Source organism: Ruegeria sediminis (assembly GCF_005938215.1).
Taxonomy (GTDB): Bacteria; Pseudomonadota; Alphaproteobacteria; order Rhodobacterales; family Rhodobacteraceae; genus Ruegeria; species Ruegeria sediminis.
Map to the genome: position 1 here is coordinate 105743 of NZ_VCPD01000001.1, position 18972 is coordinate 124714.

The 18972-nt window shown below is 64.1% G+C and carries 23 protein-coding genes and 1 pseudogene; 13 read left to right on the forward strand and 11 right to left on the reverse strand.

All coding sequences use genetic code 11. The features are described from left to right. Nucleotide 1: 1 nt before the first annotated feature. The gene (locus tag FGK63_RS00530) at nt 2-370 is read right to left on the reverse strand and encodes a hypothetical protein (protein ID WP_138839649.1); all 369 of its coding nucleotides are present in this window, start codon (nt 368-370) and stop codon (nt 2-4) included. Between the two features lie 44 nt (nt 371-414). After that, the gene (locus FGK63_RS00535; RefSeq protein WP_138839650.1) at nt 415-729 is read right to left on the reverse strand and encodes an ArsC/Spx/MgsR family protein; all 315 of its coding nucleotides are present in this window, start codon (nt 727-729) and stop codon (nt 415-417) included. A 214-nt stretch (nt 730-943) separates the two neighbouring features. On the opposite strand from FGK63_RS00535, the gene FGK63_RS00540 reads away from it, so the two are divergent. Continuing rightward, a complete protein-coding gene (locus tag FGK63_RS00540) occupies nt 944-1150 on the forward strand; it encodes a cold-shock protein (RefSeq protein WP_138839651.1) in 207 nt (68 codons plus the stop codon). Between the two features lie 231 nt (nt 1151-1381). Here FGK63_RS00540 and thyX read toward each other — a convergent pair whose 3' ends face one another. Continuing rightward, complete coding sequence (gene thyX, locus FGK63_RS00545; RefSeq protein WP_138839652.1) at nt 1382-2293, reverse strand: FAD-dependent thymidylate synthase; 912 nt, start codon at nt 2291-2293, stop codon at nt 1382-1384. A 184-nt stretch (nt 2294-2477) separates the two neighbouring features. Here thyX and FGK63_RS00550 point away from each other — a divergent pair, with 184 nt between their 5' ends. Genes FGK63_RS00550 through FGK63_RS00560 form a run of 3 tightly spaced genes read left to right on the forward strand, consistent with a single transcriptional unit; the run spans nt 2478 to nt 4335 of the window. Continuing rightward, nucleotides 2478-2906 (forward strand): VOC family protein, encoded by a 429-nt coding sequence (locus FGK63_RS00550; RefSeq protein WP_138839653.1) that lies wholly within the window; start codon nt 2478-2480, stop codon nt 2904-2906. Continuing rightward, the gene (locus FGK63_RS00555) at nt 2903-3607 is read left to right on the forward strand and encodes a DUF1194 domain-containing protein (protein WP_138839654.1); all 705 of its coding nucleotides are present in this window, start codon (nt 2903-2905) and stop codon (nt 3605-3607) included. The genes FGK63_RS00550 and FGK63_RS00555 overlap by 4 nt, the downstream gene beginning before the upstream one ends. Further along, a complete protein-coding gene (locus tag FGK63_RS00560; protein WP_138839655.1) occupies nt 3604-4335 on the forward strand; it encodes a DUF1194 domain-containing protein in 732 nt (243 codons plus the stop codon). The genes FGK63_RS00555 and FGK63_RS00560 overlap by 4 nt, the downstream gene beginning before the upstream one ends. Here FGK63_RS00560 and FGK63_RS00565 read toward each other — a convergent pair. The 3 genes from FGK63_RS00565 to FGK63_RS00575 form a co-directional block, all read right to left on the reverse strand. Next, nucleotides 4329-4826 (reverse strand): MarR family winged helix-turn-helix transcriptional regulator, encoded by a 498-nt coding sequence (locus tag FGK63_RS00565; RefSeq protein WP_425471818.1) that lies wholly within the window; start codon nt 4824-4826, stop codon nt 4329-4331. The genes FGK63_RS00560 and FGK63_RS00565 overlap by 7 nt on opposite strands. A gap of 77 nt (nt 4827-4903) precedes the next feature. After that, nucleotides 4904-5161 (reverse strand): succinate dehydrogenase assembly factor 2, encoded by a 258-nt coding sequence (locus tag FGK63_RS00570; protein ID WP_138839656.1) that lies wholly within the window; start codon nt 5159-5161, stop codon nt 4904-4906. After that, nucleotides 5158-5550: a helix-turn-helix domain-containing protein gene (locus tag FGK63_RS00575; protein WP_171052538.1), complete on the reverse strand. Its 393-nt coding sequence runs from the start codon at nt 5548-5550 to the stop codon at nt 5158-5160. Before FGK63_RS00575 ends, FGK63_RS00570 begins: the two co-directional genes overlap by 4 nt. A gap of 91 nt (nt 5551-5641) precedes the next feature. On the opposite strand from FGK63_RS00575, the gene FGK63_RS00580 reads away from it, so the two are divergent. Both FGK63_RS00580 and FGK63_RS00585 read left to right on the forward strand, forming a co-directional pair. Then, the gene (locus tag FGK63_RS00580; protein WP_138839657.1) at nt 5642-6844 is read left to right on the forward strand and encodes a pyridoxal phosphate-dependent aminotransferase; all 1203 of its coding nucleotides are present in this window, start codon (nt 5642-5644) and stop codon (nt 6842-6844) included. 10 nt (nt 6845-6854) lie between these two features. Continuing rightward, a complete protein-coding gene (locus FGK63_RS00585; RefSeq protein WP_138839658.1) occupies nt 6855-7256 on the forward strand; it encodes a hypothetical protein in 402 nt (133 codons plus the stop codon). A 2-nt stretch (nt 7257-7258) separates the two neighbouring features. On the opposite strand, the gene FGK63_RS00590 is transcribed toward FGK63_RS00585, so the two are convergent. After that, nucleotides 7259-8608 carry an MATE family efflux transporter gene (locus tag FGK63_RS00590; protein WP_246043880.1) on the reverse strand — a complete coding sequence of 450 codons (1350 nt, stop codon included), beginning with the start codon at nt 8606-8608 and terminating at the stop codon, nt 7259-7261. A 105-nt stretch (nt 8609-8713) separates the two neighbouring features. Here FGK63_RS00590 and FGK63_RS00595 point away from each other — a divergent pair, with 105 nt between their 5' ends. The 4 genes from FGK63_RS00595 to FGK63_RS00610 all read left to right on the forward strand — a co-directional run bounded on the left by FGK63_RS00595 (nt 8714) and on the right by FGK63_RS00610 (nt 12925). Further along, nucleotides 8714-9355, forward strand: coding sequence for a TIGR02453 family protein (locus tag FGK63_RS00595; protein WP_138839660.1), 642 nt, complete (start codon nt 8714-8716; stop codon nt 9353-9355). 56 nt (nt 9356-9411) lie between these two features. Then, the gene (locus tag FGK63_RS00600) at nt 9412-10290 is read left to right on the forward strand and encodes an alpha/beta fold hydrolase (RefSeq protein WP_138839661.1); all 879 of its coding nucleotides are present in this window, start codon (nt 9412-9414) and stop codon (nt 10288-10290) included. 81 nt (nt 10291-10371) lie between these two features. Continuing rightward, on the forward strand, nt 10372-12330 hold the full coding sequence (gene parE / locus FGK63_RS00605) for a DNA topoisomerase IV subunit B (RefSeq protein ID WP_138839662.1): 1959 nt from the start codon (nt 10372-10374) through the stop codon (nt 12328-12330). 34 nt (nt 12331-12364) lie between these two features. After that, nucleotides 12365-12925, forward strand: a complete 561-nt coding sequence (locus FGK63_RS00610) for a hypothetical protein (RefSeq protein ID WP_138839663.1) — start codon at nt 12365-12367, stop codon at nt 12923-12925. A 550-nt stretch (nt 12926-13475) separates the two neighbouring features. Here FGK63_RS00610 and FGK63_RS00615 read toward each other — a convergent pair. Together FGK63_RS00615 and FGK63_RS00620 are read right to left on the reverse strand one after the other, a co-directional pair. After that, nucleotides 13476-13871: a YybH family protein gene (locus tag FGK63_RS00615; protein ID WP_138839664.1), complete on the reverse strand. Its 396-nt coding sequence runs from the start codon at nt 13869-13871 to the stop codon at nt 13476-13478. Nucleotides 13872-14115: 244 nt separating this feature from the next. Beyond that, complete coding sequence (locus FGK63_RS00620) at nt 14116-14886, reverse strand: alpha/beta hydrolase (protein WP_138839665.1); 771 nt, start codon at nt 14884-14886, stop codon at nt 14116-14118. A gap of 127 nt (nt 14887-15013) precedes the next feature. Here FGK63_RS00620 and FGK63_RS00625 point away from each other — a divergent pair. Continuing rightward, nucleotides 15014-15763 (forward strand): annotated as a pseudogene (locus FGK63_RS00625) (hypothetical protein); the annotation flags it as partial. Nucleotides 15764-15770: 7 nt separating this feature from the next. On the opposite strand, the gene FGK63_RS00630 reads toward FGK63_RS00625, so the two are convergent. After that, nucleotides 15771-16448 (reverse strand): TIGR04283 family arsenosugar biosynthesis glycosyltransferase, encoded by a 678-nt coding sequence (locus FGK63_RS00630; RefSeq protein WP_138839666.1) that lies wholly within the window; start codon nt 16446-16448, stop codon nt 15771-15773. Between the two features lie 73 nt (nt 16449-16521). On the opposite strand from FGK63_RS00630, the gene ygfZ reads away from it, so the two are divergent. After that, complete coding sequence (gene ygfZ / locus FGK63_RS00635) at nt 16522-17259, forward strand: CAF17-like 4Fe-4S cluster assembly/insertion protein YgfZ (protein WP_138839667.1); 738 nt, start codon at nt 16522-16524, stop codon at nt 17257-17259. Nucleotides 17260-17370: 111 nt separating this feature from the next. Continuing rightward, the gene (locus FGK63_RS00640) at nt 17371-18300 is read left to right on the forward strand and encodes an ABC transporter transmembrane domain-containing protein (protein WP_138839668.1); all 930 of its coding nucleotides are present in this window, start codon (nt 17371-17373) and stop codon (nt 18298-18300) included. A gap of 67 nt (nt 18301-18367) precedes the next feature. Here FGK63_RS00640 and efp read toward each other — a convergent pair whose 3' ends face one another. Further along, nucleotides 18368-18931: an elongation factor P gene (gene efp, locus FGK63_RS00645; protein WP_138839669.1), complete on the reverse strand. Its 564-nt coding sequence runs from the start codon at nt 18929-18931 to the stop codon at nt 18368-18370. Nucleotides 18932-18972 lie beyond the last annotated feature (41 nt).

The window sequence follows — 18972 nt, forward strand, 5'->3', positions numbered from 1 at the left end:
ATCAGAAATGCGCCCTGGGCTCGTCCGGCTTACCGGCGGCGAGCCCAAGCAGCCCGCCGGTTGCGGCAAAGGCGATCGGGAACATCGTGAACACGTTGAATCCGAACGCATAATACATTCCGGCCGCCGACGCGATCAGCATTGCCCCGCCCCACAACGCCCGCGCATGGGAAATCGCGCCGCCCGCGATCGCCAGCATCGGCGCCAACACCGACATCAACTGGATCAGATCCTCGTTGGCGACCTGTTCGGCCAGTCCCTTGATCTCGCCGTAGCGGCTGATGAACTCGACATAGCCGTAGCCGAAAAAACCCACGATCATGCCGATCAGGCCGGCGATCACACCAAGCACCATGGCGGCGTTGCGCATCATTCTTCTCCGTTTGCCTGCAGACGCAGATAGTCACCCGTTCATCAAACGCCAAGGGCGGCGCGGGTTTCGGCCGTCCACCCCAGGTAGAGTTCCCCGTCCTTTTCGATCAGGGGCCGTTTCATCAGCGCCGGATGTTCGGCCAGCAATTCCATCGGCGGCCGCGCCCGGTCGCCGGGCTCCAATCCACGCCAGGTTGTCGACCGGGTATTGAGCAAGGCATCGCCGAACCGGGCGAATGCCCGCGCCAGCACCTCCTCCGGAACGCCCTCCGCGCGGACTTCGACCAGTTGCGCCTCGGGAAGCGATTTCAATGCCTTGCGGCAGGTGTCGCAGGTCTTCAGGCCGAACAACCGCATGATTTCTCCTCTTTTTGGCGCTGATTGTGCAGGCAATGGCCGCCATCACCGCGCGTACTTCTTGATTTTTTACTTCACCGTGTAATGGTGAGAAAGACGAATCCAGTCGCCCAAGCCGGATTGCCCCTTGCATTGCGGGAACTTGGGTGCGGGCTCGTCATTCGCTACCCCATCGATTTTTGGGGCAACGTTTAAGTAGAAGGAGACACGGGAAATGCCAACCGGCACCGTGAAGTGGTTTAATACAACCAAAGGCTATGGTTTTATTGCGCCCGACGAAGGGGGCAAGGATGTGTTTGTTCATATCTCGGCCGTGGAACGATCCGGCCTGACCGGGCTCGCAGACAACCAGAAAGTCTCGTACGAGCTTCAGGACGGACGTGACGGCCGGCAAATGGCCTCTGATTTGAAACCATTGTAACGACCTCCGCGCCCAGCGACGGAAGTAAAGATCCAAGTCAGCGGCCAATTTCTGGCCGCTGGCTGCCTGTTTGGATAGTCACGCAAGACCATTCGGGGCTGCCTGCGGCTTGGGCCCCGAAGCAGTCGTGCTGTCCCATCACCCGCAACGCTCAATGGCAAACCGCGCCAAGGCAGGATGGCCGAGGCCAGGTCCTGCTCAATGATTTACCGCAGCGTTTTCGTTGCCGGATCAGCCCTCGCGGATGATCGCCTCGAACTCGCGCCATTCCCGGGCCGAAAGTCCGGAATTTTCCTGGGTGACGTTGTCGCCTTTCAGCATCCGGCGCAGGCAGTCGACCATCTGCGCCGACAGGTTCACGGCGCCCAGGCGGTAATCCTCGAAAGCCTTGTAGGCGAACGGTACCCAGTCGGCCACGATTTCGCAGATCGCCTCGGCATAGACGCGGATCTCGTATTGCGCATGGGCATCGGCGCGCAGCCGCAGGAAGTGGAACAGGTTGTGCAGGTCCACCTTCCAGTACCATTGCGTATAGACATTCGCCGGCAGGTTCATGCGCGCCAGTTCCCGCGCCAGTCCCTGCTGGCCGTCCTGGCTGATCATCGCCTCGTAATTGTCATAGCACCGGGCGCTGTCGGCCTTGAGGATCTCAAGCACCTGCGCGGCTTCCGCGCCCTGCAGGGCCGAGCCGCGGCCCTGGTTGTTGACCTCGGACTGGGCCGCGACATGTTCCGGCGCCGGGATGTAGAACTCGCGGTCCAGAATCGAGTACCGGGCCGAGTATTCGTTCACGTTCGCCGTGCGGTGGCGGATCCACTGGCGGGCCACGAAAACCGGCAGTTTCACGTGCAGCTTGACCTCGCACATCTCGAACGGGGTCGAGTGCCAGTGGCGCATCAGATAGCGGATCAGCCCTTCGTCGTTCTGCACCGATTTGGTGCCCTTGCCGTACGAGACCCTCGCCGCCTGGCAGATCGCCGCATCGTCGCCCATGTAGTCGATCACCCGGACGAATCCGTGATCCAGTACCGGATGCGCGGTATAGAGATGCTCTTCCATTCCCGGCGCAACCACGCGGCGCGTCACCTGCGACTGCGCGCGCTGCTCTTCGATCTCGGCCAGTTGCTCGGGAGAAAGCGGCATGTCGGTGTCCTTTCCTGAAATGAGTCGCCCACCTACTATATATCGGCAATTCGCGGACAGGAACCGCGATATAAGGTGCAATCCAGGTTCATTTTCGTCCTGCGGCGATCGGATCACCCCCCTCGACACTTGCGGGCAGCGCGCTAAGCTTCCCGCCAGAGATTTGCGAACAAGGGATGCTGGCATGGCACTGAAATATCTGCACGTGATGGTCCGGGTGAAGGACCTGGAAAAATCCATGGCCTTCTACGAGTTGCTCGGGCTGAAGGAGATCCGCCGCTACGAAAGCGAGGCGGGCCGGTTCACCCTCGTCTACATGGCCGCCCCGGGTCAGGACGAGGCGCCGGTCGAACTGACCTACAACTGGGACGGCGACGACGGGCTGCCCGGCGACAGCCGCCATTTCGGGCACCTGGCCTTCGGCGTCGACGACATCTACGGCATGTGCCAGCATCTTCAGGACAACGGCGTGACCATCAACCGCCCGCCGCGCGACGGGCGCATGGCCTTTGTGCGGTCGCCCGACAACATCTCGATCGAACTGCTGCAGAACGGCGAGGCGCTGAAACCGGCAGAGCCCTGGGTCAGCATGGAAAGCACCGGTCACTGGTGATCCGCTGGGCGGCATCCCTCGGGCTGGCCCTGGCCGCCGGCCCGTCCGGGGCGGCTGAGTGCCGCCTGGCCCTTGCGCTTGCGATGGATGTCTCGGCCTCGGTCGATGCGGCCGAGGACGCCCTGCAACGAGGCGGCCTTGCCTCGGCCTTGATCTCGCCCGAGGTGGAACGCGCCTTTTTCGCCTCGCCCCTGCCCGTCGCGCTGGCCGTCTACGAATGGAGCGGCCGGTCCGACCAGTCGATCCTCGTGGACTGGCGCCTGATCCGGACCCGGGCCGAACTTCACGCGACGGCTGACACGATCGCGCGCTCCCCGCGGTCGCAGACCGAATCCGCCACCGCGATGGGCCATGCCCTCGCCTTCGGCGCCCAGCTGCTGCAGCGCGCGCCGGTCTGCCTGTTCAAGACGATCGACGTGGCCGGCGACGGCGCCAACAACGACGGCTACGAACCCCGGTCGGCCTACGCGCATTTCCCCTTCGACGACGTTGTGGTGAACGGGCTTGTCATCAACGGCGCCGATTTCGAGGGGGAACTCAACCTGATCGACTTCTACACCACCGAGGTTCTGCGCGGCCCCGGCGCGTTCCTCGAGGTGGCGCAGGGTTTCGAAAACTACCACAGCGCCATGCGCCGCAAGCTGGAACGCGAGCTGTCCGGCGCCGTCATCGGCGGCCTGGACGGCCGGGTGCCGCGATGATCCGGGCGCTGTCGCTTCTGCTTTGCCTCGCCGGCACGGCGGCTCCGGCGCAATGCCGCCAGGCGCTGGCGCTGGGGCTGGACGTGTCCGGCTCGGTGGACAGCGCCGAATACCGGCTGCAGATCGGCGGCCTGGCCAACGCGTTGCGGCATCCCGACGTGGCGCAGGCCATGCTGGCGCAACCCGCGGCCCCCGTCCGGCTGGCCATCTTCGAATGGAGCGAACCCGGGTATCAGCGCCTGCTCCTGGACTGGACCGAGATCCGGGACCCAGCGACGCTTGCGCGCATCGCCGACCGTCTCGACAATACCGCCCGCTCGACCGCGCCCAACGGCACCGCCGTCGGCTCGGCCATGATGTTCGGCGCCAGCCTGCTGGCGGCGCAGGCGGAGTGCTGGAAACGCACGCTCGACCTGTCCGGCGACGGCAAGCACAACATGGGACCGCACCCGCGCGATGTCCGGCTTGCGCTCAAGGATGCCGGGCTCACGATCAACGGCCTGGTCATCGGTGCCGACGATCCGCGCGCCGACGACAAGCGCCAGCTCCAGATCGGTGAGTTGTCGGCCTATTACGCGGCCTGGGTGGCCCTTGGTCCCGACGCCTTCGTCGAGATCGCCCTCGGCTTTCACGATTACGAGGCCGCGATGGTCCGGAAGCTGAAACGGGAGTTGGAGAGCATGGTCGTCTCGGCTCTGCCGGGCGCGCGCCCCGCGGGCGGTCAGTAGATATAGCGGATCTGATCGGTCCAGTAGCGTTCCACGCGGCGCAGCGAGCGGGTGATCTCATCGACCCCTTCGGCGCCCAGCACCCCCCTGGCCTGCAGCCCCTCGGCATGGCGCGCGAACAGGTCGGCCACGATCCCCCTGATTTCTCTCCCGCGCTGCGTCAGCCGCACCCGGACCGAGCGGCGGTCGATCTCGCACCGCTGATGGTGCATGTAGCCCATCTCGACCAGCTTCTTGAGGTTGTAGCTGACGTTGCTGCCCTGATAGTAGCCCCGGCTCTTCAGCTCGCCCGCCGTGACTTCGTGATCGCCGATGTTGAACAGCAGCAGGGCCTGCACGGCGTTGATTTCCAGGATGCCGACCCTCTCGAACTCATCCTTGATGACATCCAGCAGCAGCCGGTGCAGACGTTCGACCAGCGCCAGCGCCTCAAGATAGCCGGTCATGAATCCCTTGTTCCCGGCCGCAACACCCCGCGTCTCCATGCTCATCCGTTCCTCCGCCTGACTCGCGCTCTGCAGACACGATGCGGCGAAATCCCCAAGAATCGGTTAAGCCGGGAAAACCGTCACTTTTGAAAGGTTTGCGAGATGTCCGAAATCAATTCGGCATAGGGTTCCGGCGACGCGACCTGCCCGGTTACCCATTGATAGAGATCCTGGTCGTTCTCGTGCAGCAGCGAGTCGTAAAGATCCAGACCCGCGTCGTTCATCCCGTCCAGATTGCGGTCGGCATAGGCCGACAGGATCAGGTCCATCTCCTTGATCCCGCGCCGCATCGAGCGCATCTTCATGCGCTTGATGCGGTTCTCGCGTGTTTCGGTCATTCCTGCCGTTCCATCATCAGCCGCACCCGCTTTTCCAGCCGCGCGGCGCGTTCGGCACTGGACCGCATCTCGCCGCGCAGGACGCGCAGTTCGGCGGTGATGGCCGACAGGTCGGCGGTCTCGTCGCTCAGGTCGACCGGGGCTTCCATGCCCTCGCCTTCGCCGGTCAGCAGCCATTTGATGGAAACGTTCAGCATTCCCGCCATCATCGACAGCCTGTTGGCGCGCGGCTCGGACAGATCGTCCTCCCAGGCGACGATGGTCGATTTCTTGACGCCCAGCCGCCGGGCCAGCTGCGCCTGCGTCATGCCTGCCGCCTCGCGGGCGCCGGCGACCCGGTCTCCGAAAGTGGCTGCATCCGGTCCGAACCAATCTGCGGTTTCGCTCATCAGGGCCTCCATTGGCTTCCTTCCATATCGCTTGATCACAATTCTGCCGCACCCTATGACAGACAGGCTCAACATACAAACCGAGGCCCGCATGAGTTTCCTGTCTGCGACATTGTCCCGCGTCAAACCGTCTCCCACGATCGCGATGACCGCCCGGGCAGCCGAACTCAAGGCCGAGGGCCGCGACGTCATCGGCCTCAGCGCCGGCGAGCCCGATTTCGACACGCCGCAGAACATCAAGGACGCCGCCGTCGCCGCCATCGCGGCGGGCAAGACCAAATACACCGCGCCCGACGGCATTCCCGAACTGAAGCAGGCGGTCTGCGCCAAGATGGCGCGCGACCACGGGCTTGCCTACACGCCGGCGCAGGTTTCGGTCGGAACCGGGGGCAAGCAGACGCTCTACAACGCCCTGATGGCGACCCTGAACCCGGGCGACGAGGTGATCATCCCCGCCCCCTACTGGGTCAGCTACCCCGACATGGTGCTGCTGGCGGGCGGCACGCCCGTCGTGGTCGAAACCACGCTGGAAAACAGCTTCAAGCTGACCGCCGGACAGCTCGAGGCGGCGATCACGCCGAGGACCAAGTGGTTCATCTTCAACTCGCCCTCGAACCCGACCGGCGCAGGTTACAACCGGGCCGAACTCAAGGCGCTGACCGACGTGCTGATGCGGCATCCCCATGTCTGGGTGATGTCCGACGACATGTACGAACACCTCGCCTATGACGGGTTCGAGTTCTGCACCCCCGCCCAGGTCGAGCCCGGCCTCTACGACCGCACGCTGACATGCAACGGCGTCTCCAAGGCCTATGCCATGACCGGCTGGCGCATCGGCTATGCCGCCGGGCCGGTCGAACTGATCACCGCGATGCGCAAGATCCAGTCGCAATCCACCTCGAACCCCTGCTCCATCAGCCAGTGGGCGGCGGTCGAGGCGCTGAACGGCACCCAGGCGTTCCTGGCCCCCAACAACGAGATCTTCAGGCGCAGGCGCGATCTGGTCGTCTCGATGCTGAACCAGATCGACGGCATCACTTGCCCCACGCCCGAGGGCGCCTTCTACGTCTACCCCTCGATCGCCGGCCTGATCGGCAGGACGACGCCCGCCGGTACGCTGATCGACACGGACGAGGCCTTTGCCAACGCGCTCCTCCAAGAGGCGGATGTCGCCGTGGTCTTCGGCGCCGCCTTCGGGCTGTCTCCGAACTTCCGGATCAGCTACGCGACGTCCGACGAGGCCCTTGAACGGGCCTGCGCGCGCATCCAGCGCTTCTGCGCCGCGCTGAAATAAGGGGCCGAGGATGACCAGTGAACTGCCCGAATTCTACTTCCGCGCCCGTGAAAACGGAGCTTTCGTGTTCCGGGTGGACACCGAGAACCGGCAACGGCGGGTCGAGATGGAACAGATCGCCGTCGTCAACATCCGCAACGGCGAGATCAAGCCGCAGGGCGGACGCACGCTGACGCCCGAAGAGACCGCGGCCATCGAAGCCTGGATCGCCGAGCGCAGAGAGGTTCTGGCCCGGCGCGACATCGACGACATCCTCCGCACCGTCGATCATCTCAACCTCACCGCCCATTGGGCGCAGTCCAAGGCCACCGAAGCCCAGCTGGATCAGGTCAGCGACGCGCTGCTGATGGCCATGCACGACCTGCGCGCGGTGCTGGTGCGCAAAAAGGCCGACCGGCTGGGCAAGAAGTAGCGTCAGGCCGGCAGGCCGATCCGCTCGATGACCTTGCCCCAGAACCGCGTCATCAGCAGCACCCCAGCGAAGGCGAGGCCAAGGACCAGACCGGCCCAGACGCCGATCCCCTCGAACCCGTAGACGAAGCCCAGCAGGTACGAGGCCGGCATTCCCACCACCAGGTAGCTGAGCGCCGCCATCAGCATCGGCACGGTGGTGTCCTGCACCCCGCGCAGCAGGCCCAGCGCGATGACCTGCGCCCCGTCCACCAGCTGGAACAGCGCGGCCATCGCCAGCAGCCCGACCCCGATCGCCAGGATCTCGGGCCGCTGCGGATCGCCGGGTTCGAGAAACAACGAGATCAGCGGCGCGGCGCAGGTCAGGAACAGCAGGATCGTGACCGCCGACATCGCCAGCGACATCGCGGTCACCACCTTGGCGCCGCGCGCCAGATGCGCCCGGTCCTTGCGTCCAAAGGCGTTCCCCGCCCGGATCGTCGCCGCGTTGCTGAGGCCCAGATGCACCATGAACGTGGCCGAGGCCAGCTGCAGCGCGATCCCGTGCGCCGCCAGCGGCACCGCCCCCAGCCATCCCATCATCACGGCCGAGGCCGCGAACAGGCTGACCTCGCTCAGGTTGGTCAGGCCGATGGGCACGCCCAGCCGGAACACCCGGTTGAACATCTCCCAGTCCGGCCGCCAGAACCGCTGGAACAGACTGTGCTCCGGCAACTCGCGCACCGCATAGTAGATCACCGCGATCAGCGAGACCGTCTGCGTCGTGACCGAGGCGATCGCGGCGCCCATGATCCCCAGTTCCGGCGCGCCCCAGTTGCCGAAGATCAGCGCATAGTTGGTCAGCGCGTTCACCACTGCGGCCGCCACCGCGATCCACAGCACGATCTGCGTCCGCTCCAACGCGGCCAGGTAGGATTTCAGCACCATCACCAGCAGTGCCGGCAGCATCCCCCAACCGGCCACCCGCAGGTATTCCGAGGCCAGCGCCGCGACCTCCTGCGCCTGCCCCAGCGCCAGCAGGATCGGGCGCGACCACCACAACAGGGGCATGACGCCGGCGGAAAACAGGATCGACAGCCACAGCCCCATGCGGCTGGCGCGGCGGATGCTGGTCTCGTCCTCCTCGGCGGCGGCGGCGGCGACCATCGGCATGACCGCCCAGCCGAATCCCGCCCCCAGCAGGAACAGCACGAAGAAATAGCTGCCGGCTAGGGTCACGGCGGCCAGCGCCTCGACCCCGTACCAGCCCAGCATGACGGTGTCGGTCAGGCCGATAGCGAACTGCGCCAGATGCCCGCCGACCAGCGGCAATCCCAGAACGGCAACCGCGCGGGCATGGGCCCCGTATGTCATGACCGTGCTCATCCGGCAGGCTTAGGACCGGGAAACCGCGCTGACAAGAGTTGTTCTTGCGGCACGGGTTTCCATGCTAGGCTTGCCGCCGAGATTGGAGGCTCCATGCCCGACCCCTTCGCCCAGCTGATCCCCGAGGCCCGCGCGTTCCTGGCCGAGCTTTCGGCCAACAACACGCGCGACTGGTTCACCGCGCAGAAATCCCGCTACGACAGGGAACTGAAAGCGCCTGCAACCCTGCTGCTCGACCAGTTCGCGCTGCAGATCGGGCCGGGCGCCGGGACCAAGCTGTTCCGCCCCCACAGGGACGTGCGCTTTTCCAAGGACAAGACGCCCTACAACACGCATCTGCACATGCTCTGGACCCTGCCCGGCGACGCCCTGCAACAGCCCGGCTTCTTCTTCGGCATATCGCCCGATTACGTCAGCATCGGCGGCGGCGTCATGGGCTTTGACAAGGAACCTCTCGCGCGATGGCGCGACGCGGTCTCCGGCGATTTCGGCAAGGACATGCAGGCGCTGCTGGCGGGCTATCGGGATCAGGGCCTGCGCATGGACGAGCCGGAACTCAAGCGCGTTCCGCCCCCCTTCGACAAGGCGCATCCCCATGCCGACCTGCTGCGGCGGAAATCCCTGACCGTCTGGCGCGACCTGCCGCAAGCCGCCTTCGACGCGCCCCTGACCGCGCTGCAGGACACCTGGCAAAACCTGCAACCCCTGTTCGACCGGTTGCGCAAGGTGCCGTGACGGCTTTCTGGACCCGCCCGCCTTTGCGCGGCATTCTGGCAGGGAAAGGGCGCGCCATGATCACGGAAACCATCGATCTGAACGGAAACCCGTTTTTCCTCCGCAAGTGGGGCGACCCTTCGTTGCCGCCACTGCTCATGCTGCACGGCTTTCCCGAATATGGCGGCGCCTGGGCCGATCTGGCCCCGCACCTGTCCCGACACTTCCACTGCATCGCCCCGGATCAGCGCGGCTATGGCCAAAGCTGGACCCCGGCGGGGGTCGAAAACTACACCCTGTCGAAACTGGTCTCGGACATGGCCGCCCTGATCGACCGGACCGGCGCGCCCGTCACCGTCCTCGGCCACGACTGGGGCGCTTCGGTCGCCTATGGCCTCGCCATGTTCCGCCCCGAACTGGTCCGCCGCCTGATCATCGCCAACGGGGTTCACCCGGCGCCGTTCCAGCGCGCGATGGCGGCAGGCGGCGCCCAGTCGCAGGCGTCGCAATACATCAACCGGCTGCGCGCCCCGGACGCCGCCGCGTGGCTTTCGGCCGACGATTTCGCCAAGCTGGAACAGTTCTTCCGGCATGGCATGGGCACCGACTGGCTGTCCGACGAACAGGTCGCGCTCTACCGCGCCGAATGGGCCCGCCCCGGCCGCCTCGACGCCATGCTGAACTGGTACCGCGCGTCGCCGCTGGTGGTGGCCGAGCCCGGCAAGCCGCGCACCGACCTGCCGGGACTGCCCGCCGACCGGCTGCGCGTCACCTGCCCGCACCTGCTGATCTGGGGGCCCGAGGACACGGCGCTGCTGCCCAAATCCACCGCTGGCCTCGAAGACTACGCCCCCGACCTGACCCGCGTCACGATCGCGGGCGCCGACCACTGGCTGCACCACCAGAAACCCGCCGAAATGGCCCGCGCGATCCTGGACTGGACCCGGACCGGCTGAGCCCCGGGGGAAAACCACCCTCTTTCCCCCGCGCGCCAGTCCTGCCATAATCGGGCAAACACGAAAACACGAGCAGCACCCATGCCCGAAGATCTTCTGAGCGGAGCCCCCTCCTCCACCTATGACGCGTCCTCCATCGAGGTTCTCGAAGGGCTGGAGCCCGTGCGCAAACGCCCGGGCATGTACATAGGTGGTACCGACGAACGCGCGCTGCACCACATGGTGGCCGAGATCCTCGACAACTCGATGGACGAGGCTGTGGCCGGCCACGCCAACCGGATCGAGGTAGAACTGCACGCCGACTACGCGCTCACCGTGCGCGACAACGGCCGCGGCATCCCCATCGATCCGCACCCGAAATTCCCCGGCAAATCCGCGCTCGAGGTGATCCTCTGCACCCTGCACGCGGGCGGCAAGTTCTCGGGCAAGGCCTACCAGACCTCGGGCGGCCTGCACGGCGTCGGCGCATCGGTTGTCAACGCGCTCTCCGATTCCATGGTCGTGCAGGTGGCGCGCGACAAGACGCTCTACGAACAGCGTTTCTCGCGCGGCCTGCCGCTTGGCCCGGTGGAAAAGGTCGGCGCCGCCCCCAACCGGCGCGGCACCACCGTCACCTTCCACGCGGACGAGGAAATCTTCGGCCACCATCGCTTCAAGCCCGCCCGCCTGTTCAAGTCGATCCGCTCCAAGGCGTATCTCTTCTCGGGCGTCGAGATCCGCTGGAAATCCGCCATCGACGACGGCGAAACGCCGACCGAGGCCAGCTTCCACTTCCCCGGCGGCCTCAGCGACTACCTGAAAGAGACGATGAACGGCTCGTCCACCTATGCCGACCAGCCCTTCGCCGGCACCGTCGATTTCACCGAGAAATTCGGCACCCCCGGCAAGGTCGAATGGGCGATCAACTGGACGCCCTCGCGCGACGGCTTCATCCAGTCCTACTGCAACACCGTCCCCACCCCCGAGGGCGGCACCCACGAATCCGGGTTCTGGGCCGCGATCCTGAAAGGGATCAAGGCGTATGGCGAGCTGATCAACAACAAGAAGGCCGCCCAGATCACCCGCGAGGATCTGACCACGGGCGGCTGCGCGCTGGTCTCCTGCTTCATCCGCGAGCCGGAATTCGTCGGCCAGACCAAGGACCGCCTCGCCACCGTCGAGGCGCAGCGGCTGGTCGAGAACTCGGTCCGCGACCATTTCGACAACTGGCTCGCCGCCGACACCAAATCCGCCGGCGCCATCCTCGATTTCCTCATCCTGCGCGCCGAGGAACGGCTGCGCCGCCGCCAGGAAAAGGAAACGCAACGCAAATCCGCCACCAAGAAGCTGCGCCTGCCCGGCAAGCTGGTGGACTGTTCCGCCACCAACCGCGACGGCACCGAGCTTTTCATCGTCGAGGGCGACAGCGCCGGCGGTTCCGCCAAGATGGCCCGCAACCGCCAGACCCAGGCGCTTTTGCCTCTGCGCGGCAAGATCCTGAACGTGCTGGGCGCGGCCTCGTCCAAGCTGGGCACCAACGCCGAGATCAGCGACCTGACGCAGGCGCTCGGCGTCGGCCTCGGCACCAAGTTCAACGTCGACGACCTGCGCTATGACAAGGTCATCATCATGACCGACGCCGACGTGGACGGCGCGCATATCGCCTCGCTGCTGATGACCTTCTTCTTCACCCAGATGCGCCCGATGATCGACCACGGGCACCTCTACCTCGCTTGCCCGCCGCTCTACCGCCTGACGCAAGGCGCCAAGCGCGTCTACTGCCTGGACGAGCGCGAGCGCGACGAATGGCTGGAAAAGGGCCTTGGCGGCAAGGGCAAGATCGACGTCTCCCGCTTCAAGGGCCTCGGCGAAATGGACGCCAAGGACCTCAAGGAAACCACGATGGACCCCAAGTCCCGGAAATTGATCCGCGTCACCATCGACGAGGACGAACCCGGCGAAACCGGCGACCTGGTCGAGCGCCTGATGGGCAAGAAACCCGAACTGCGGTTCCAGTACATTCAGGAGAACGCGCGGTTCGTGGAGGAGCTGGATGTTTGAGATCACTAACACCTATCAAAAAAGATTTTGACCGTTGCCCCTGACGACAGCCATTGAACACGAGAATCTCACAAAGACCCGAAAATCACTGTTTTTCGCTATAGTTTTCACATTCGCGGTTGCTAACGCTGAATTACTGAGCAACCAAATTTCGGTCTTTGGACTTGAGATATCGGTTGTTCAAAGTGACTTGGTCGCTTTCGGCCAACTAGTGGTAATCTTTTTATTGTCGATCTTCTTTCTTCACAGTTTGGTAACCGTTTTCGAAGCAATTTCCACTCTAATTAAGAGAGTTAATGAGCGTTGGAACAAACGTTCAATGGCCGAAATTGAGAGAATCAATAATGAAATGTTTCCTGATCCTTCATTAGGCCACGAAGATCCCTACGGGCATTTAGAGGCTTGGGAATATCAACACATGATGGAAAACCAAAAGCGTGCCAAGCGTGAGGACATTGCCGCCACAGTGGTAGATGTTGCTGTAGGTTTTCGAAATTTTGTACTGGAGTATCTACTTGTACTCGTGGCCGCATTATTTGCGTTGATTAATCCAAAGATTATTGAGACCGCTGTTCAGCATTGGCAATCATTTTAGGCCCATGAATTAGTTGGTGATTTCACTCTGCGAACCGAGCAGGCGTAGGGTGGGCTTGCAATCCACCGCTGCCCTATCAAGACCCGCCAAAATCCATCGAACGAGTACTAATTCATAAATCCGCCGACGCGACAATTGATGTAAACACCCATCTAAAACCACCTAGTCACCCACACCTGCCCGCCGAAAACCGCAGGATCGCCTCCGGTCAACATCGGAAAGGCCGGGCGCGTGGGGATAGGTGCACCCAAACTCCCGAACCCGGCCTTGCCCAAAACAGGCGGATCACCCGCTCCACAAGCAAGCGTAGGATGGGTGCTCGCACCATCACCTCAAATCCTCCCCAACGATGGGTTAATAACCGATCGTAACCCACCACACACCTCGCGCCTGCCGTTGGGGGCAGGTCGGGCGCGTGCATGACACTCGACACCCTGTATGGCCAGGACAGGTTCGTACGCTCCGAAACCCCGTAGGCCGGGCTTCAGCCCGGCACTCCCAGCAAGCGTAGGGCGGGTTTCCAACCCACCACCGGCCCCTCAATCACCCCCTACTGCCTCGCGTTGAAAATCGCCGCAGCGATCAACCAGGTTCCATCCGGCTGCCTGCGCAGCTTGAGAACCTGCCGCGCAGGCTGTCTCTCCTCCGCGCCCGCCGCGTCCTCGGTCACCCTGACGAAACTGCAGATCGCCACGGCCAGGTCGCCGGCCCCTTCGACCACCATCGATTCGACCTCGAAACGCCTGACCGGCGGCCAATCGCGGATCCAGGCCGCAAGCTGATCGTGGCCGGTGACATCGGGCCTGCCCGGCGGCATCAAGCGCGCGTCCTGCGTCCAGTGCCCAAGCCAGGATTCCCGGTCACCGTCGGTGATGTTCCCCAGCGTTGTCCTGACGACCTGTTCGATCGCGTCCCTGTCCCGCTCCGATAAGACCCCTTCCGCCATGTCCGCTCCGATCCGTTGCGTTTGTCAGTCCGACGATCCCGTGCAATTTCCAGGTCCCAATGGAGCCGCTCAACCGGAATGGTGTCAACTCCGGGCCGTAGGGCCGTAGGGCGGGGTTCACCCCGCCAATGCACCCCGAAATCGGCCGTCCGTACTTTGTACAAACCGGACACCCCCCTCCCCGGCGCGTGTACAAAACGGACATTTCCGCCTTCCCTGCTGCCTGCATCCCGCCAGCCGGGGATCAGCCCACATTCGCCTCCAGCCAGTCCGCGATCTGCCCCGCCACCTTCTCCCACCCCGGTTCCAGGAACAGGAAATGCGCGTGGCCCTCGGCCAGAATGAACGTCCCGCGGTCTCCGTACCGCTCGGCCAGGTCGCGGCAGGTGTCGGGATTCACCGCCCGGTCCTCGGCGCCCGAGACCACCAGGACCGGGCAATCCACCTTGTCGATATCGACCTTCATCGCCGCGTGGTCGTCGAACATCCAGAAGAACATCTCGAACATCACCCGCCCGCTTTCCGCGCCCAAGCGATTGAAAACATTATGTTGTTCTGCCTCGCTCAGCTTGTTGAGGGCAAAAGGCGCCATCAGGTCGAACTCCACCCGCATGGGCTGTTTCCAGAACGCCCCGCCCTCCATCAGCGCCTGCGGCACCGCCCGTTCGTCGTCGGTCGCCGGCAGCGTTCCCCAGGGCGCGTTGGGGTTGATCAGCACGATGGCGCTCGCCAGCCCCCGCGTCGCCACCTTCTGCGCCGCCACTCCGGCGATGGCATGACCCAGGATGACCGGCTTGCCGCCCAGCCCCCGCACGAATTCGGCAATATCGTCGGCATAATCCATCACGCTGGTATCAGCCAGCCGCGGGTCCGGCTCGTCCCCGGGATCGCCGCCGTGATATCGCAGCGCCGGCGTGTGCACCGTCCAGCCGCGGTCGCGGAAAAACCCGGCGTAATCCTCCATGCACCAAGGCCCTGCAAAGGCCCCGTGGATCAACACGATCTCTTTCGTCATGAAAACGCCTCCCTGCTTTCCCTGTACAAAGTGCCAGAATAGCGCAGGAACCATGCGGGCACTAAGCCTATCCTACATCTTCGTGATCCCCGTTGCGCTTGGCCTTGCGCCCCCTAAACTTCTTCCCATGACATTCATCGTCGAAAACCAGCTGCCGCTGCTGCTTTTGTCCTTTCTGATCGGATCGGTCGGCACCGCCTTTTTGTTCCGCAAGCCGGCCGAGCACACGGCCTGGAAGATCGCGGATCTGGTCTGGGTCCTGCTTGGCGGCATCGGCGCGCTGGTGGCGGTGCTGGCGGGGCTGTACACCGAGGACAGCTCGCGCCTGGACCGGCAGATCGACCTCGCCTATGCCGCCACCACCGCCTTCGACCGCGACGCCGCGCGGTTCCGGCTGCGTTTCTGCGATCCGGCTTATGATCCCGATACCGAGGTCCTGTGCGAGAAGGTCGAGTTCCTGTCGGCCTCGACCGCCAGCAATGCCGACCTGCCCCTTTTCATCGCCGTCACCAACGAGGTCGCGCCACTGCAAGGGCTACGGTTCCTGTTCGGCGGCGACAAGGAGCGCGACGAGATGCGCGAGATGGCGGCGCGGGCGGATGCCTTCGACATCGATCAGTTCCTTGTCTTCACCACGCTCGACGCGCCCACGCAGCAGGCGGTGGACAACATGCGCCGCAAGGTGCCCGCGATCGCCGGCGACTACATGATCCTGGCGCAAAGCTATGACGACCTGGTCGAGCAGGTCGGCAAGCTGAAGGACGAATGGGAGATTCTGCAGGCCAATGCCGAGATCCTGATGCTGCAGGTGATCGCGCTGTGCCTGATCGCCTTCGCCGCTCCCTTCCGGCTGGGCCGGTCCCTGGTGGAACTGCGCAAGAGCCTCAGCGCCGGTAAGCCTGCGCCAGCCGTTCGGGATCGACCCCCAGAAAATACCGGGCCAGCGTCCACAGGTTCCGTGCCCCCCGCCGCAGCCAACCCGAGCGGCGATAACGCTCCGCACTCGTGAGTGCCCGGGCAGGCAGCAATCCAGCGCGCGGCAAGGCGCGCACCAGCGCCACATCCTCCATCAGAGGCTGATCGGGATAGCCACCCGCTGCGTCATAGTCGGATCGCGAAACCAGCAGCCCCTGATCGCCATAGGGAAGCCCGAAGACGCGGCTGCGCAGGTTGGCCCAGCCTGCGACCCAAAGCGGCCAGAACCCCTTGGCGCGGAAGCCCAGCCGGAATGCTGCGGGGCGTGGCGTTGTTTCCAGATGGCTCAGAACGGCTTGGGCCCAACCCGGTTCAAGCACGGAATCCGCGTGCAGCACCAGCAGCCAGTCGCCCTTGGCCGCGGCGCAACCGCGGCGCAACTGCCCGCCCCGGGACGGCGGTCCGTTGACGATCTGCGCCCCCGCGCTTTCGGCGATCTTCGCCGTATGATCCGATGACCCGCCATCGCTGACCACCAACTCGCAGATCAGCCCCGCCTGCAGCCCCTCCATCAGCGCCTCGAGCGTTTTGGGCAGATCCTCTTCCGCGTTCAGGGTCGGGATGACGATGCTGATCGGGGCGGGCACGTGTCTCTCCTCTGGTCATGGTCGCGGGATTTCCTATATCACGTGGTCCAAGGAAATGACGAGGACCCGCCCCATGCCAACCCGCCGCATCCTGCGCCTGTCCGGCAAGGACACCGAAGAATTCCTGCAAGGGCTGATCACCAATGACGTAAAACGGCTGGATCAGGGGCTGGTCTATGCCGCGATGCTGACGCCGCAGGGAAAATACATCGCGGATTTCTTTCTGGCGCGCGATGGCGACGCCGTGCTGCTGGATGTCGCCGAAGAGCTGGCGGACAGTCTGGTCAAACGCCTTGGCATGTACAAGCTGCGCGCCGATGTGACGATCGAAGACAGCGGGCTGCACCTGCAGCGCGGCACCGGTTCGGCCCCTGAGGGCGCCCTGCCCGATCCGCGTCATCCCGACATGGGTTGGCGCGCCTATTCTCCATCGCCCGAAAGCGACGACGGCACCGACTGGGACGCGATCCGGGTGGCGCATTGCATCCCGGAAACCGGCATCGAACTGACCCCCGATAGCTTCATCCTGGAAGCCGGTTTCGAGGCCGTGAACGGCGTCGATTTCCGCAAGGGCTGTTACGTCGGTCAAGAGGTCACCGCGCGGATGAAGCACAAGACCGAACTTCGCAAGGGGCTTCGCGTTGTCGCCATCGACGGCGCTGCTCCGTTGGGCAGCGAAATCACGGCTGACGGCAAGCCGGCGGGCACGCTGTTCACCCGTTCGGGTGACCGCGCCATCGCCTATCTTCGCCTAGACCGCGCGCAATCCCGGATGAAGGCAGGCGAAGCGACCCTGAGTCTCGCGGACTGACCGCCCCCCTGTGACCAAAACGGCTCGACGCGGGATTCCGGCGGCATATGGATTTGAACTCCGCCCCCACCCGCGTCACACTCCCGCCAGTGACCTGACCGGGATATCCTCATGTTTCAGCTCTATGCCGCAATCTGGCGCGTCAGTTCGGGCCGCCAGATCGTTCTCATCGTTCTCTCCATCGCCATCGCGGCTCTGGCGGCGGTGCCACTGGAGTTTCAGCGCGACATCGTCAACCACCTGACGGCGCAGGACGCCGACAAGGAGATGCTGCTGCTGTTGGGTTCGGGCATGATGGCCGTCATTCTGCTGAGTCTGTTCCTGAAATGGGTGCTGGGTTTTCGGGCCGGTACACTCGGCGAGGACATCATCCGGCTGATCCGCAGCCGCCTTGTTGGCCGCGCGGCGGAAATCGGCGAACGCGGTGATGACGTGCGCCGGGGAACCTTGACGACTGCGGTGTCCGCCGAGGCGGAGGAACTGGGCAAATTCGCCGGGGGAGCGTTTTCCGATCCGGTGGTGCAGATCGGAACGCTGATAAGCGTGATCGGCTACATTTCGTCAACCCAGCCGGGGCTGGGCCTGATCGCGCTTTCGATGATCGTGCCGCAGGTGGTCATCGTTCTGATCTCGCAGCGCAAGGTGAACACTTTCGTCGCCGAACGGGTCCGGATTCTGCGTGCGGCGACGGATCAGTTGACCGCAAAGGAGATCGAGGAAATCAGCCGGGAGGCCAACGACCGCTTCGACGCGATTTTCGAAACGCGGCGGAGGATGTTCTTGTGGAAGCTGTCCGCGAAATTCCTGCTGAGTACGATAAACGGGGCCGGGACGGTCGGCGTCCTCATGCTGGGGGGCTGGCTGGTTCTGAACGGCAAGACCGACGTCGGAACGGTCGTCGCCGCGACGAGCGGCCTGACCCGCATCCAGGGGCCAACGGCCTTTCTCATCGCCTTCTACCGTCAGGTCAGCGCAAATCGGATCAAATACGAATTGTTGCTGGAACTATTCGAACCCAGCAACACTCGCCTCGCACGTTGAGGTCGCGGCCCCTGGCAGAGCTGCGCCAACCGAGCCCGAATGGAGTGACCGGGTTGGTGACGCGACGTTATGCGCGCTCGGAATACTCCATGGTCTCGGTGTTCACCACGATCATTTCGTCCTGCGCGATGAAGGGCGGAACCATGACCTTGACGCCGTTGTCGAGAAGCGCCGGCTTGAACGAGTTTGCCGCCGTCTGGCCTTTGACGACCGGCTCGGTCTCGACGATCTTGCAGATCACCTTTTGCGGCAGCGTGGCGTTCAGCGCCTCGCTGTCATAGAATTCCACCACGATGGTCATGCCATCCTGCAGGAACGGCCGGCGCTCGCCCAAGAGGTCCGCAGGCAGTTCGATCTGCTCGTAGGATTCGGCGTCCATGAAAACCAGCATCCCATCGGTTTCATAGAGAAATTGCTGGTCCTTCTGCTCCAGACGGACGCGTTCGACCTTGTCCGCCGACCGGAAACGTTCATTCAGTTTCGATCCGTTGCGGAGGTTGCGGAGTTCCACCTGAGCGAAAGCGCCGCCCTTGCCCGGCTTCACATGATCGACCTTGACCGCGGCCCACAGGCCGCCGTTGTGCTCCAGAACATTGCCGGGGCGGATTTCGTTCCCATTGATCTTGGGCATGACTAAATTCCTTCACACATGGTTGATGCGCCGTTCGGCGA